14 protein-coding genes and 1 riboswitch are annotated in these 12468 nt (G+C 71.7%); of the genes, 7 read left to right on the plus strand and 7 right to left on the minus strand.

What is annotated here, in order from left to right; all coding sequences use genetic code 11:
• Positions 1-11 precede the first annotated feature (11 nt).
• Positions 12-1418, minus strand: a complete 1407-nt coding sequence (locus tag BM249_RS02445; RefSeq protein ID WP_091968615.1) for a malonyl-CoA decarboxylase — start codon at positions 1416-1418, stop codon at positions 12-14.
• 121 nt (positions 1419-1539) lie between these two features.
• Positions 1540-1737 (minus strand): hypothetical protein, encoded by a 198-nt coding sequence (locus BM249_RS02450; RefSeq protein ID WP_091968617.1) that lies wholly within the window; start codon positions 1735-1737, stop codon positions 1540-1542.
• 350 nt (positions 1738-2087) lie between these two features.
• Between BM249_RS02450 and BM249_RS02455 the strand changes: the two genes are divergently transcribed.
• Complete coding sequence (locus tag BM249_RS02455; protein WP_091968619.1) at positions 2088-3275, plus strand: MFS transporter; 1188 nt, start codon at positions 2088-2090, stop codon at positions 3273-3275.
• Here the strand turns inward: BM249_RS02455 and cobD are convergent.
• Positions 3268-4287 carry a threonine-phosphate decarboxylase CobD gene (cobD, locus tag BM249_RS02460; RefSeq protein ID WP_091968620.1) on the minus strand — a complete coding sequence of 340 codons (1020 nt, stop codon included), beginning with the start codon at positions 4285-4287 and terminating at the stop codon, positions 3268-3270. The genes BM249_RS02455 and cobD overlap by 8 nt on opposite strands.
• On the opposite strand from cobD, the gene cbiB reads away from it, so the two are divergent.
• Positions 4264-5265 (plus strand): adenosylcobinamide-phosphate synthase CbiB, encoded by a 1002-nt coding sequence (cbiB, locus tag BM249_RS02465; protein WP_091968855.1) that lies wholly within the window; start codon positions 4264-4266, stop codon positions 5263-5265. The two genes, cobD and cbiB, sit on opposite strands and share 24 nt — an antisense overlap.
• A gap of 32 nt (positions 5266-5297) precedes the next feature.
• Positions 5298-6368 (plus strand): DUF3616 domain-containing protein, encoded by a 1071-nt coding sequence (locus tag BM249_RS02470; protein WP_244528544.1) that lies wholly within the window; start codon positions 5298-5300, stop codon positions 6366-6368.
• A 15-nt stretch (positions 6369-6383) separates the two neighbouring features.
• Here BM249_RS02470 and BM249_RS02475 read toward each other — a convergent pair whose 3' ends face one another.
• From BM249_RS02475 to cobU, 4 genes are read right to left on the minus strand one after another with little or no spacing between them, the layout of a single operon-like run.
• Positions 6384-7838, minus strand: coding sequence for a cobyric acid synthase (locus BM249_RS02475; RefSeq protein WP_177232297.1), 1455 nt, complete (start codon positions 7836-7838; stop codon positions 6384-6386).
• Between the two features lie 51 nt (positions 7839-7889).
• Entirely contained in the window at positions 7890-8573 is a 684-nt protein-coding gene (locus BM249_RS02480; RefSeq protein WP_091968860.1) for a hypothetical protein, read from the minus strand.
• A gap of 14 nt (positions 8574-8587) precedes the next feature.
• The gene (cobO, locus tag BM249_RS02485) at positions 8588-9187 is read right to left on the minus strand and encodes a cob(I)yrinic acid a,c-diamide adenosyltransferase (protein WP_091968621.1); all 600 of its coding nucleotides are present in this window, start codon (positions 9185-9187) and stop codon (positions 8588-8590) included.
• Positions 9184-9732: a bifunctional adenosylcobinamide kinase/adenosylcobinamide-phosphate guanylyltransferase gene (gene cobU / locus BM249_RS02490; RefSeq protein WP_177232298.1), complete on the minus strand. Its 549-nt coding sequence runs from the start codon at positions 9730-9732 to the stop codon at positions 9184-9186. The genes cobO and cobU overlap by 4 nt, the downstream gene beginning before the upstream one ends.
• Positions 9733-9820: 88 nt before the next feature.
• A riboswitch (cobalamin riboswitch) is annotated at positions 9821-10017 on the plus strand.
• A 52-nt stretch (positions 10018-10069) separates the two neighbouring features.
• Between cobU and BM249_RS02495 the strand changes: the two genes are divergently transcribed.
• From BM249_RS02495 to cobW, 4 genes are read left to right on the plus strand one after another with little or no spacing between them, the layout of a single operon-like run.
• Positions 10070-10246, plus strand: coding sequence for a CbtB domain-containing protein (locus tag BM249_RS02495; RefSeq protein WP_091968623.1), 177 nt, complete (start codon positions 10070-10072; stop codon positions 10244-10246).
• Positions 10247-10273: 27 nt separating this feature from the next.
• Positions 10274-11023 carry a CbtA family protein gene (locus BM249_RS02500; RefSeq protein ID WP_091968625.1) on the plus strand — a complete coding sequence of 250 codons (750 nt, stop codon included), beginning with the start codon at positions 10274-10276 and terminating at the stop codon, positions 11021-11023.
• The gene (locus BM249_RS02505; RefSeq protein WP_091968626.1) at positions 11016-11432 is read left to right on the plus strand and encodes a DUF1636 family protein; all 417 of its coding nucleotides are present in this window, start codon (positions 11016-11018) and stop codon (positions 11430-11432) included. The genes BM249_RS02500 and BM249_RS02505 overlap by 8 nt, the downstream gene beginning before the upstream one ends.
• On the plus strand, positions 11429-12463 hold the full coding sequence (gene cobW, locus BM249_RS02510) for a cobalamin biosynthesis protein CobW (RefSeq protein ID WP_091968628.1): 1035 nt from the start codon (positions 11429-11431) through the stop codon (positions 12461-12463). Before BM249_RS02505 ends, cobW begins: the two co-directional genes overlap by 4 nt.
• The last annotated feature ends 5 nt before the right edge of the window (positions 12464-12468 follow it).

The raw sequence follows: 12468 nt of genomic DNA on the forward strand, positions 1-12468 counted from the left end.
TCGGACTGCTTTCAGGCGTCCGCCAGGGCGACGGCGCGGGCGGGCGGCAGGTTGTTGCGCAACTCGCGGCTGACCGCGCTGGACGCCGCGACGGTGCCGAGATTGGCGAAGGTCTCGTGGTTCTTCTCGATGGCGGACAGGTCGTAGAGGTAGTTGACCATGAGACCGCGCGACTGGGCCAGCCCTTTCCGCGAGACATCGCCGAGGAAATTCAGGCGCTCCAGCCGGGCGCCGTTGCCGAGGTGAAACCGGGCGACGGGGTCCAGCGGTTTGCCGCGTTCGTTCTTGGCCCGCAGGAAATAGGCGGCGGCCGCCGGGATCATCGCCTTGCGGACGATCTCCGCCTTGGCCTTGTCGGCGTGCCAATCCGGCTCGTCGATGAGGCGCAGGGCCTCGACATCCTCGCGGGTCAGCCCCTGGGGCGCGTCGGCCCGGCGCTCGCGGTCGAGCCACGCCGCGAAGCCGGGCACCGGCGACAGGGTCACAAAGGTCTTGAGCGAGGGAATCTCGCGGGCGAGGTCCTCCACCACCTGCTTGATGAGGAAGTTGCCGAAGGTGACGCCCGCCAATCCTTTCTGACAATTCGAGATGGAGTAGAAGATCGCCGTCGTGGCCTCGCGTGCCGGCAAGGGCTCGCGCTCATGCGCCAGGATCGGCGCGATGGCCGGGGCGATGCCGGCGGTCAGCGCCACCTCGACGAAGATCAGCGGCTCGTCGACGAGGGCCGGGTGGAAGAAGGCGAAGCAGCGCCGGTCCTGCGGCGCGATGCGGCGGCGCAGGTCGTCCCAATCGGCGATGGCGTGGACCGCCTCGTAGCGGATGATCTTTTCCAGGATATGGGCCGGCGTGGTCCAGTCGATGGGGCGCAGCACGAGGAAGCCCCGGTTGAACCACGAGGCGAACAGGTGTTCGAAATCGCTGTCGAGGCTATCGGCGGCGTCGATGACGTCCGGGTCGGCCTCCTCGTCGCGCAAGGCCCGGCGCAGGCCGAACAAGTCTTCGCGCATCCGTACGAGGGCGAGGGTGCCGTCGCGGGCGAGGTTGAGGCGCCGTATGAGTTCCTGGCTGCGCGGCTCGGCCGCGTCGTGGAGGACGCCGAGGGCGGCCCGGCTCGGCGCCGCCCGGTAGGCCGCGATGGCCTCGTCCACGGCCTCGTGGTCGGCGGCGAACTCCGTGGCGACCATGCGCAGGAAATCCGCGCGCTCCGGCCGGGCGAGGCTGGCGTAGCGGTCGAGGATCAGCCGCGCGAGGGCGACGCCCGAGGCCTCGCCCCGGCGGGAGATCAAATCCTCGCAGAGCTTGAGCAATTCCTGCGCGCTGGCGCGCGCGCCGAGATCACCGCGCCCGAGGCCGATGAGGTCTCGGCCCCGCTCGCTGATGGTCTGCAGCAGATCGCCGAAGAAAGAGATCGCCGCCATGGAAACCGCCCGTCCCCGTATCGATGCCCGAACCGGGCGATCCTGCCGCGCGCATCCGCGCACGCCTCGGCGAACACCTTATGACGGCCAAGCTCGAAGGGCCAGAGCGGGACGAAACCGATCAGCCCGCTCCGCCCGGAACGAGATCGGCCCGGTCGGCGCGCTCGCGCCAATCCTCGACGCCATGCTGGCGCGCGAAGCGCAGTTCGGCGGCCCGTAGAGCACGCATGGGGTCGCGCGCCCGGACGATGGCCACGGACCCGACCGGAAAGGGAACGCCCAGGATTTCCTTCGCGAACTCGACACGATAATTCGGCATTCGTCACTCCGTCGTCGAGACCCGCACCGCGCACCATCGAAACGGGCGCGATTCGTTGGCCTCATTGGTGATCAGATCGCAAATCCCCGCGTTTTCCAAGGTGTTGCCCGAGCTTTGCCGGAGCAATTTCGACTCCTTGGCCGCCGATTTATGCGAATCATCACTCGAAGAGATGCGATCGGACTCACGCCCTGGTAACGGACCTGCGACGACACGTCCGGCCCGGCCTCTCCGTCGGACTTGCGGCGGCGGCAGGCGGCGCCGTACTCACGCGGTCCTCATTAGAACCGGAACATCACCAGCATGACAGCGACGCTCGCCCCCCGCCCGGCGGCCTCCCGGCGCGCGTCATGAGCGGGACGCCCGATCCGGAGGGCCACGGTTTCACCCTCAAGGCCCGCCTCGGCCTCACCCTCATCGCCGGGGGCGCCGTCGCCAACATCTATTACAACCAGCCGCTCCTCGCCCTGCTGGTGGCTGAGTTCGGCGACCGGGCCGCTACCCTCGTGCCCACGGCCTCCCTGGTCGGCTACGGGCTGGGCATCCTCTGCCTCGTGCCCCTCGGCGACAGCCTGCCCCGGCGCGGCCTCATCCTGATGCAGATGCTCGGCCTCGCCGTCGCGCTCATCGCGGCGGCCCTGAGCCCGAATCTCGGTTCCCTGGCGGCCGCGAGCCTCGCCATCGGCTTCCTCGCCTCGGCGGCGCAGCAGGCGGTGCCGTTCGCCGCCGAACTCGCCCCCGACGCGACGCGCGGGCGGATGGTGGGACAAGTGATGACCGGTCTCCTCAGCGGCATTCTCCTCGCCCGCACGGTGAGCGGATTCGTCGGCGCCCATTATGGCTGGCGCGCGGTGTTCTTCGCCGCCGGCGCCGTGGCGCTGGTCATCGCGGCCATCGCCGCCGCGACCCTGCCGCGCACGGCCCAGACGAAGCCGCTTCGCTACCGTGCCCTGATGGTGTCGATCCTCCACCTCGTGCGGACACAGCCGGTTCTGCGCCGCGCCAGCCTGTGCCAGGGCCTGCTGTTCGCGAGCTTCAACGCGTTCTGGACCACCCTCGCCCTCCTGGTGGAGGCGCCGCCCTTCGACCTGACGGCGGCGGGCGCCGGCCTGTTCGGCGTGATCGGGGTGGTCGGTGCCCTCATCGCCCCCGTCTCGGGGCGCTACACCGACCGGCGCGGCGCCCGGCCCGTGGTGGTGGCGGGCTCCCTGTTCGTGGTGGCGGCCTTCGCGGTCCTGTGGGCCGGCGGCACCGTTTCGCTCCTCGCCGTGGGGCTGGGCGTCCTCCTTATCGATATCGGCCTCAACGGCGCGCTCATCGCCAACCAGACCCGGGTCTACGCCCTGGTTCCGGGGGCGCGCGGACGGGTCAACACCGTGTTGTTCACCGTGATGTTCGTATTCGGAGCGCTTGGCGCCTTCGCGGGCAGCCAAGCCTTCCTGATGGCGGGCTGGTCCGGCGTCTGCGTCGTGGGCCTCCTGCTCTCGGGGAGCGGTCTCCTCGTCGCGCTCCTGGAGCGGCGGGCGAAGGCTACTTGAGAACCCGCGAGAGCCGGCACCATTCGGTCCGGTCCGCCGGCAGGCCGAAGCGCAGGCGGGACGGAGCGGCCTCGAACCGCCGGACGTAGATTCCGGCGGCGCCGAGGCGCCCGAACAGGCCCGGCCCGTCCGGGAAATCGGCCGTGCGGAACAGGCGGGTGCCGCCGACGACCGTTCCGCCGGCGCGCGCGATCATTCGGTCGAGGCGGTCCGCATCGGCGCCCCGCGCCACCGTGGCGGCCTCACGCCACGCGGTATCGGCCAAGGCCGCGCCGCCGATAGCCAGCGCCGGGCCGGACACCGCCCAGGGTCCGAGCGCCTCGGCGAGGCGGGCGGCGAGATCCGGCTCCGCCAGGGCGAAACCGAGGCGCAGGCCGGCGAGCCCGTAGGTCTTGCCGAAGGAGCGCAGGACCACGAGGCCCGGCCGGAGACGGGGCGCCAGGGACTCGACGGCTTCGAGATCCGCGAAGGCCTCGTCCACCACGAGGAGCCCGCCCCGCGCGTTCTGCAGCGCCGCGCAGGCGAGGAGGGTCGCGGCGTCCCAGCTCCGCCCGTCCGGATTGTTGGGGTTGACCACCACCACCACGTCGGCCGCCGCGTCGAGATCCGTCACCGGGACGACGGCGTGCCCGGCCCGCGCCCAGGCGGCCGCGTGCTCGGCATAGGTTGGCCCCACCACGGCGACGCGGGCTCGCGCCACGAGGCGCGGCAGGGTCTCGATGAGGATCTGGGTGCCGGGCGCGGCCACGATCCCGGCCGGATCGGCGACGCCGTAGGCCGTGGCCGCCGCCGCTTTGAGGGCCGCGAGGTCGGCGGGCGACGGCAGGCGCCGGAACGCACTGGCCTCCAGGGGCGGACAGGGATAGGGCACGGGATTGATCCCCGTCGAGAGGTCGATCCACGGCGCGGGCGCATCCGGAAACAGGGTGCGGGCCGCGTCGAGATCGCCGCCATGCGCGATGGGGGGCGCCCCGCTCACCGACACCGAATGCCCTGGACCGCCCTCACCCATCCGCCCGACACGCTCATCGTCCTGCTGCTCGCGCTGGCCGTCGAAGCGGCATGCGGCTATCCGGACCGGCTCTACAGGGCGCTCGGCCACCCTGTCACCTGGATCGGCGCCCTCATCGCCGGCCTCGACGGGCGCCTGAACCGGGGCGGCCCGAACCGGCGCCGGGCCATGGGGGTGATCGGCCTTCTCGTCCTTCTGACGGGGGTCGGCACCGTGACCGCCGGGCTCACCGCCCTCGCGTCGTTCCTCGGTCCATGGGGCGGCCTCGCGGCCCTCGCCCTCGTGTGTGCCAGCCTGCCGGCCCAGCGCAGCCTCCACGACCACGTCGCCCGCGTCGCCGCCGACCTGCGTCGCGACGGTCTGACCGGAGGACGCGTCGCCGTGTCGATGATCGTCGGGCGCGACCCCGAAAGCCTCGACGAGGCCGGCATCTGCCGGGCCGCCATCGAGAGTCTGGCGGAAAACTTTTCCGACGGGATCGTGGCCCCGGCCTTGTGGATCGGCGTCGGCGGCCTGCCGGGGGGCGCCCTCTATAAGGCGATCAACACCGCCGACAGCATGATCGGCCATCGCACCCCGCGCCACGAAGCCTATGGCTGGGCGTCCGCGCGCCTCGACGACCTCGTGAACCTGCCGGCGTCCCGGCTGGCCGGCGGCCTGTTCGTGGTCGCCGCCCTGTTCCATCCCGGCGCCTCGGCGGGGGCGGCATGGCGCGCCCTCCTGCGGGATGCCGGCCGCCATCGCTCGCCCAATGCCGGCTGGCCCGAAGCCGCCATGGCGGGGGCGCTGGGCCTGCGCCTCGCCGGTCCGCGCGTCTACGGCGCCACGCGGGTCGAGGATGCCTGGATGGGGGATGGCCGCGCCGAAGCCGGACCGGCCGACGTGGAGCGGGCCCTCGCTCTCTACCGCACGGCCTGTGGGCTGCTGTTCGGCCTCACGGCCCTCGCCCTCGGTGCCCTCGCGCTCAGCGTGTCATGATCCCGAACCTGCCCCTCCACCGGAGCCCCCCAATGATGCGTCGTTCCCTCCTCACCCTGGCCTCGGGGCTGGCGCTCCTGTCCCCGGCCGGCGCCCAGGTGCTGCGGCCCGTCGGCCAGCCCTACACCGTCGCCCCCGGCCTCATGGGGGAGGTCAACAAGAAGGGCGAGGGCAAGCCGGCGGAGGATGTTTCCGGTATCGCCTGCGCACCGGCCCCATCGGGCCCACGCACCTGCATGGTGGTGGACGACGAGGCGGCGGGCGCCCAGTTCGTCACCCTCGACGGCACCACGCTCAAGCCCGGCGCCATCGTGGACATCGCCGGCCGCAAGCCGCCGAAGGCCGCCGTCGGCGCGCCCCCGACCACGGGGGATTGCACCCTGGGCCAAGGCGCGTACCGCGAACTCGACGGCGAGGCCGTGGCCTACGCGGCCCCCGATTTCTACGTCACCGGCTCGCATGGCTGCAGCCGGCGGGGGCGCGAGTTCAAGCTCTCGACGGCCCTCCTCGCCCGCCTGCACCCGGACGCCGCCGGCACGGGGGCCAGCGTCGAGACCACCTATCGCCTCGGCGATGCCCTGCGGGCGGCCGACACGGTGGGACCTTACGTCCTGAAGGATCTCGAACCACGCGAGGGCGGCAAGCCCCTGTCCGGCCTCAACGTCGAGGGCCTCGCGGTTGTGGGGGACACGCTCTATGCGGGATTGCGGGCGCCGGTTCTCGACGGCGCCGCCTTCCTCGTCTCCGTGCCGGTCGCCCCCCTGTTCGCCCCGGGCGACGGGCCGCTCGCGGCAAAACCCGTGACGATTCCCCTCGCCCTCGGGCCGGATGCCGGCATCCGCGACCTCACCGCCCTACCCGACGGTCGCCTCCTCGTGCTCTCGGGGCCGACCCGCAACGGATTGAGCGTCCCCTACGGCCTGTTCCTCGCCGAACTGCCCTCCGGCAAGGTCACGCCGCTCGGCACGATCGCGCCCCTCGACGACGACGATGCGCGGTCGAAACCCGAAGGCATCGTCCGCCTCGGCCCCGGCCGGGTGCTGGTGGTGTTCGACAGCGCCCTCAATGGCGCACCGCGCGAATACGCGGTGGCGATCCCGTAGGAATGCCCGATCGGACTACGACGCCAAATCAAGCAAGCGATCGCAATCCACATGAGCTTCGAGGTGGTCGGCGAGGGCTTCGAGCACCGCCTCGATCCCGGCCTCGTAGGCGAGGCCGCCCGGCGCGGCCCCGAGGCGGGTGAGCCAGGCGGCGCGCTGGGCGTCGTCGGCGAACAGGCCGTGGACGTAGGTGCCGGCGACGAGGCCATCGGCCGAGACCGCCCCGTCCGTTCGGCCATCGGCGAGGCGCACGAGGGGGCGCCCGGCATCGGGGCCGGTGGTGTCGCCCACATGCATCTCGTAGCCGGCGAACGGAACCCCGTCCGCCAGGGTGGTGCCCGTCACGGCCTCCAGGCGTTTGACCGGTGTCATCACGGTCGCGACGTCGAGGAGGCCGAGGCCCGGCACCGTCCGGGGGGCGCCCTCGATCCCGTGCGGGTCGGACAGGGTCCGCCCGAGCATCTGGTAGCCGCCGCACAGGCCGAGCACCCTGCCGCCCCGGCGGACATGAGCGGAAAGATCGATGTCCCAGCCTTCCGCCCGGAACACGTCGAGATCGGCCAGCGTGGTCTTCGAGCCCGGTAGTAGCACGAGGTCGCAGACGGGGATCGGCTCGCCCGGCCGCACCAGCACCACGGACACGTTCGCCTCGGCCCGCAGGGGATCGAGGTCGTCGAAATTGGCGATGCGCGGCAGCACCGGCACGGCCACGACCTTGCGGCCGGACGCCCCGGATTCGGAGCCGATCAGGCCGAGCACGTCCTCGGCCGGCAGGCGGGCGGCAGGCGGGAAATGCGGGATCAGGCCGAGGGCTGGCCAGCCCGTGTGCCGCGCGATGAGAGCCATGCCGTCGGAGAACAGGCTCGGATCGCCCCGGAACCGGTTGACGAGGAAGCCCCGGATCATCGCCGCGTCTTCGGGCGCGACCACCGCCTTGGTGCCGACGAGGCTGGCGATGACGCCGCCCCGGTCGATATCGCCCAGCAGCACCACCGGTGTGTTCGATGCGCGAGCGAAGCCCATATTGGCGATATCGCCGGCCCGGAGATTCACCTCCGATGCTGAGCCGGCGCCTTCCACGATGACGAGATCGGCCTCTGCCTTGAGGTGCGAAAAGCTCTCCAGCACGGCGGTGAGGAGGCGCGGCTTCCAGCCCTGGTAGTCGCGGGCACCCGCCTGCCCCACCATCCGGCCCTGAACCACGATCTGGCTTCCGGTCTCGGATTGGGGCTTGAGCAGCACCGGGTTCATGTGGACGGAGGGCGCCACCCCGGCCGCCCGCGCCTGGAGCGCCTGCGCCCGGCCGATCTCGCCGCCGTCAGTCGTGACGGCGGCGTTGTTCGACATGTTCTGCGGCTTGAAGGGCCGCACCCGCAGGCCGCGCCGCACGAAGACGCGGCACAAGCCCGCCACGACCAGGGACTTACCGACATCCGAGCCCGTGCCCTGGATCATGATGGCGCGGGTCATGCGGGTGGCTTCCGAGTTCGGGCAAGACGAGGCAACGCCCCTATCACGGCGTCACCGGGCCGGCGACGGGGTGCAGGCGGGGTCGGACGGACGCACGGGGCGGGAAAAATCGAGGATCGCCGAGCCGTAGGTCTCGACGACCTCGGCGAAGGGCATCCGCTCGCCCGTGAACAGCACCGCCCGGTGGCGGAAGAGCTGCGCCGGGATGGCGAGGGCGCCGCAGGTCGCGGCCGGCTCCGGGGCTTGATCCCATCCCCCCGGCAGGGGCTGCCACAGGGCTTCCGACGCCACCGTCTGGCGGGTCGGCGCCAGGGCCTGGACGGCGCGGCCGAACGGCGTGTCGGTCGTCTCCAGACTCCGGTTCATCGCGGGCGTAAGCCGGTCGGGCACGTACCAGTTGTCCGCCTCCGATAGGATATGGTCGCCGCAGGCGAGGCGGACCCGGCGATAGCGCAGGGGCGTGTCCGGGCCGACCGCGAGGCGGGCGCGCGTTTCGGGCGACGCCGGCTTGTCGAGGCCGCGCTGAAGCTCGGCGGCGAGGCGGGCGGGTTCGGCCATGCCGTGGGCGCCGCACCACGCCTCCAGGGTGGCGGTGGCGCTGCGGCTCGCCAGCAGCCGCGCGTTGAGATCCTGCATCACCGCCATCGCCTCGACCCGGCCGAGATAGGTGTCGGGCCAGGCCGGGGCGGGTTCGGCATGGACGCCCGGGGCCGCCGTCGTCAGGATCGCCAGCATGAGGGCCACCCGCTTCAAAACTCGATGCCCTCCTGCGCCTTCACTCCGGCGGCGAAGTGGTGCTTCACCGCCCCCATCTCGGTGACGAGGTCGGCGGCTTCGATGAGGGCCGGCTTGGCGTTGCGGCCGGTGACGATGACGTGGAGATCGGGCCGGCGTGCCCGGAACGCCGTCACTACGGCCTCGAGGTCGAGGTAATCGTACCGCAGGGCGATATTCAGCTCGTCGAGGACCACGAGGCGGATGCTGGGATCGGCCATGAGGTCGAGGGCCTTGGCCCAGGCGTGCTCGGCGGCGGCGATGTCGCGGGCCTTGTCCTGCGTCTCCCAGGTGAAGCCCTCGCCCAGCGTGTGCCAGTCGATCCGGTCCCCGAAGGCTTTCAGGGCGTGCTTCTCGCCCGTGTCCCAGGCCCCCTTGATGAACTGCACCACCCCGACGCGCCAGCCATGGCCGAGCGCCCGCAGCATCAGGCCGAGGGCCGCCGTGGTCTTGCCCTTGCCGGGACCGGTGTTGACGATGAGCAGGCCCTTCTCGATGGTCTTGCCCGCCACCTCCGCATCCTGCACGGCCTTGCGCTTCTCCATCTTTTCGCGGTGACGGTCGGCGTCGCTCATGCGGGATCTCCAGGCGCGAGAGGGGATGTTTGCGGTTTCACGATCATCGGCAGCCCCGCCACCATGAACACCACACGGTCGGCCTGGGCGGCCAAACGCTGGTGCAGGCGCCCGGCGGCGTCGCGAAACCGGCGGGCGAGGGCGTTGTCGGGAACGATGCCGAGGCCGACCTCGCTGCCGACGAGCACCAGGGGCCCGGGGGCCACGGCGCAAGCCTCGATGAGCGCCCCCGTGGCGGCTTCGACGTCGGCCTCCGACAGGATGAGGTTGGTGAGCCACAGGGTGAGGCAATCCACCAGCACGGGCCCCGTCGCGGCAGCGACCGCCTCTGGCAGGGCCAGGGGCACGTCCCGCGTAATCCAGGAGGATGAACGCCGGTCGCGGTGGAGGGCGATGCGGTCGCGCATCTCGTCGTCCCAGACCTGCGCCGTGGCGAGGTAGAGCCACGGCGTCGGGCAGGTCTCGATCAGCCCTTCGGCATGGACGCTCTTGCCCGAACGGGCACCGCCGAGGACCAGGGTCAGGTGAGGAGGAGGCTGCGGCATCGGGCTGCTTTAACCCAAAACACGCGCCGGGGGTCAAAGAAGCCGGAAACGGCGCCCCCCGCGTTGTCACCGGTCCGCGAAGGGCGTAGAAGCTCACGATTAGGACGGTGCCCCGGTGACGGGGTGAAAAGGGAACGCGGTGAGGGGCGACGAGCCCCGAAACCACGGCTGCCCCCGCAACTGTGAGCGGAGACGGGTCTGCCATCGGCCACTGGAGCGATCCGGGAAGGCGGCAGGACCGGACGACCCGCGAGCCAGGAGACCTGCCGTCCGGCACCGGGGACCACCATCCTCACCTCAATCGCGGCCGCCGGCGGGGCGGCCAGGAGACGCACCGATGACCACCAACACCCTCGCTCTTGCCGGCACCCGCACCAACGAGCGCCTCGGCGCCGTGCTCGTCGCCGCCTTCCTCGGCCTCGGCCTCGTGTTCATGGCGGGCTTCGCTCCGGCGATGGCCCTGCACAACGCGGCGCACGACTTCCGTCATACCCAGAACTTTCCCTGCCACTGAGCGCACCGCGCCACAGGCAGACACCCCATGATCATCCGGCTCGTGTCGGCGGCCCTGGTCGCCGGCTTCCTCGCGGCTGTCGTCGCGGCGGGCCTGCAATTCGCGCTCACCTCACCGCTGATCATCGCGGCCGAGCGCTACGAGACGCAGGCCTCGACCACCGCCCCCCAGTTTGCTTCCCTCGTGGTGCGTGTCCATGGCGGACACGACCATGGGTCGAAGGACCCGTCCGTGTCCGGCGGCGAAGTCGCGCCCGAATGGCAGCCGGGTCCCGGCCTGCCCCGCATGGCGTTCACGGCCTTGGCCACCCTGGTCGGCGGCGTCGGCTACGCCCTGCTCCTCGGCGCCGTACTCCTCGCCTGCGGGCGTGAGCCGACGCCCGAGACGGGCTTACGATTCGCCATCGCGGGTTTCCTCGCCGTGGCCCTGGCGCCGGCCCTCGGGCTGCCGCCGGAACTGCCCGGCATGGAGGCGGCGCCGCTCGCCGAGCGCCAGTTCTGGTGGGTGATGACGGCGGCGGCCACCGCCATGGGTCTCTACCTCATCGCCCTGCGCCGTTCCCCCATCGCCATCGCGGGGGGCCTCGTGCTCCTCGTGGCGCCGCATCTCGCCGGCGCGCCGGAAACGAGCCACGCCGCCTCCGCCCTGCCGGCGGGCTACGCCGCGCAGTTCGCCGCGCGGTCGCTGGGCATCGCCTTCGTGTTCTGGGCGGTGATCGGCCTCGCCTATGGCTGGGCCTGGGGCCTGTTCGAGCGCAAGGCGACGGCGCATGCCTGATCCCTTGCCTGAAACCTCGCCCGATCCTTCGGACGACACCGTCACCCTCTACGTCTGCACCACCTGCCGCGTGGCGGGCGAGGCGGACGAGCCTCGGGCGGGCGCCCGACTCCTCGACGCCCTTCGGGACGCGGCCGGCGATCACGCCGGCCCGGGCCTGCGCATCGAGGGCGTCGAGTGCCTCTCCGTGTGCAAGCGGCCCTGCACCGTCGCGGTGGCCTCGCGCGGGCGCTGGACCTACGTCTACGGCGACCTCGACCCGGCCGACTCCGCCCGCACCATCCTGGAGGGCGTCGGCCTCTACGGGCAGACGCCCGACGGCATCGTGCCATGGAAGGCGCGACCGCAAGAATTCCGCAAGGGCGTCGTTGCCCGCATCCCGCCCCTCGCGACCCCGGACGCCCCATGAGCCTCGTGGACAAGATCCCCTGCACCATCGTCACCGGCTTCCTCGGGGCCGGCAAGACGACGCTCGTGCGCCACCTCGTGGAGAACGCGAACGGCCAGCGCCTCGCCATCATCGTCAACGAGTTCGGTGACATCGGCTTCGACGGCTCGTTCCTGGCCGCCTGCGGCATCGAGGGCTGCGGCGACGAGGACATCGTCGAACTCGCCAACGGCTGCATCTGCTGCACCGTCGCCGACGATTTCGTGCCGGCCCTGAACAAGCTTTTGGACCGGGCCGACCCGCCCGAACACATCCTCATCGAGACCTCGGGCCTCGCCCTGCCGAAACCCCTGGTCCAGGCGTTCCAGTGGCCGGCGATCCGCTCGCGGGTGACGGTGGACGGCGTCATCGCGGTCATCGACGGCCCGGCCGTGGCGGCGGGCTTCTTCGCCGACGATCCGGCGGCCTCCGCCGCCCAGCGCGCCGAGGATGCCAACGTCGATCACGACAATCCCCTCGAAGAAGTGTTCGAGGATCAGCTCCTCTGCGCCGACCTCGTGGTGATGAACAAGGCGGATCTCCTCGACGAGGCTGGCCGCGAGAAGGTCCGCACGGAAGTGAACGCCCACCTGCCCCGCGCCGTGAAGATGGTGGAGGCCGAGCATGGCCGCCTCGATCCGCGCGTGGTCCTCGGCCTCGGCGCGGCGGCGGAAGACGACCTCGACGCCCGGCCCTCGCATCACGGGGAGGGCGAGGACCACGACCACGACGATTTCGACACCGTCGCGTTGCCGGTCCGCGCCACCGAGACCGCAGAGGATCTGGCGATCCGCGTGGCCCGTGCCGCCGAGACCCCCGGCGTCCTGCGCATCAAGGGCTTCGCGGAAGTCACCGGCAAGCCCATGCGCCTCGTGGTCCAGGGCGTCGGCACCCGCATCGCCCACCATTACGACCGCCCCTGGAAGGGCACCGAGGCTCGTGACGGCCGCCTCGTCGTCATCGGCTTGAAGGGCTTCGATCGGAACGCGGTGGCCGCCGCCTTGGCGGGATGAACCTT

Source organism: Methylobacterium gossipiicola (assembly GCF_900113485.1).
GTDB classification, from domain to species: Bacteria; Pseudomonadota; Alphaproteobacteria; order Rhizobiales; family Beijerinckiaceae; genus Methylobacterium; species Methylobacterium gossipiicola.

Coding starts and splice junctions, on each gene's coding strand:
- cobU (WP_177232298.1), bottom strand. CDS start 9,732: ATGCCGCAGCCTCCTCCTCACCTGACCCTGGTCCTCGGCGGTGCCCGT.
- BM249_RS02495 (WP_091968623.1), top strand. CDS start 10,070: ATGACCACCAACACCCTCGCTCTTGCCGGCACCCGCACCAACGAGCGC.
- BM249_RS02450 (WP_091968617.1), bottom strand. CDS start 1,737: ATGCCGAATTATCGTGTCGAGTTCGCGAAGGAAATCCTGGGCGTTCCC.
- BM249_RS02470 (WP_244528544.1), top strand. CDS start 5,298: ATGATGCGTCGTTCCCTCCTCACCCTGGCCTCGGGGCTGGCGCTCCTG.
- cobO (WP_091968621.1), bottom strand. CDS start 9,187: ATGAGCGACGCCGACCGTCACCGCGAAAAGATGGAGAAGCGCAAGGCC.
- BM249_RS02500 (WP_091968625.1), top strand. CDS start 10,274: ATGATCATCCGGCTCGTGTCGGCGGCCCTGGTCGCCGGCTTCCTCGCG.
- BM249_RS02505 (WP_091968626.1), top strand. CDS start 11,016: ATGCCTGATCCCTTGCCTGAAACCTCGCCCGATCCTTCGGACGACACC.
- cbiB (WP_091968855.1), top strand. CDS start 4,264: ATGCCCTGGACCGCCCTCACCCATCCGCCCGACACGCTCATCGTCCTG.
- BM249_RS02455 (WP_091968619.1), top strand. CDS start 2,088: ATGAGCGGGACGCCCGATCCGGAGGGCCACGGTTTCACCCTCAAGGCC.
- BM249_RS02480 (WP_091968860.1), bottom strand. CDS start 8,573: ATGCTGGCGATCCTGACGACGGCGGCCCCGGGCGTCCATGCCGAACCC.
- cobD (WP_091968620.1), bottom strand. CDS start 4,287: ATGGGTGAGGGCGGTCCAGGGCATTCGGTGTCGGTGAGCGGGGCGCCC.
- BM249_RS02475 (WP_177232297.1), bottom strand. CDS start 7,838: ATGACCCGCGCCATCATGATCCAGGGCACGGGCTCGGATGTCGGTAAG.
- cobW (WP_091968628.1), top strand. CDS start 11,429: ATGAGCCTCGTGGACAAGATCCCCTGCACCATCGTCACCGGCTTCCTC.
- BM249_RS02445 (WP_091968615.1), bottom strand. CDS start 1,418: ATGGCGGCGATCTCTTTCTTCGGCGATCTGCTGCAGACCATCAGCGAG.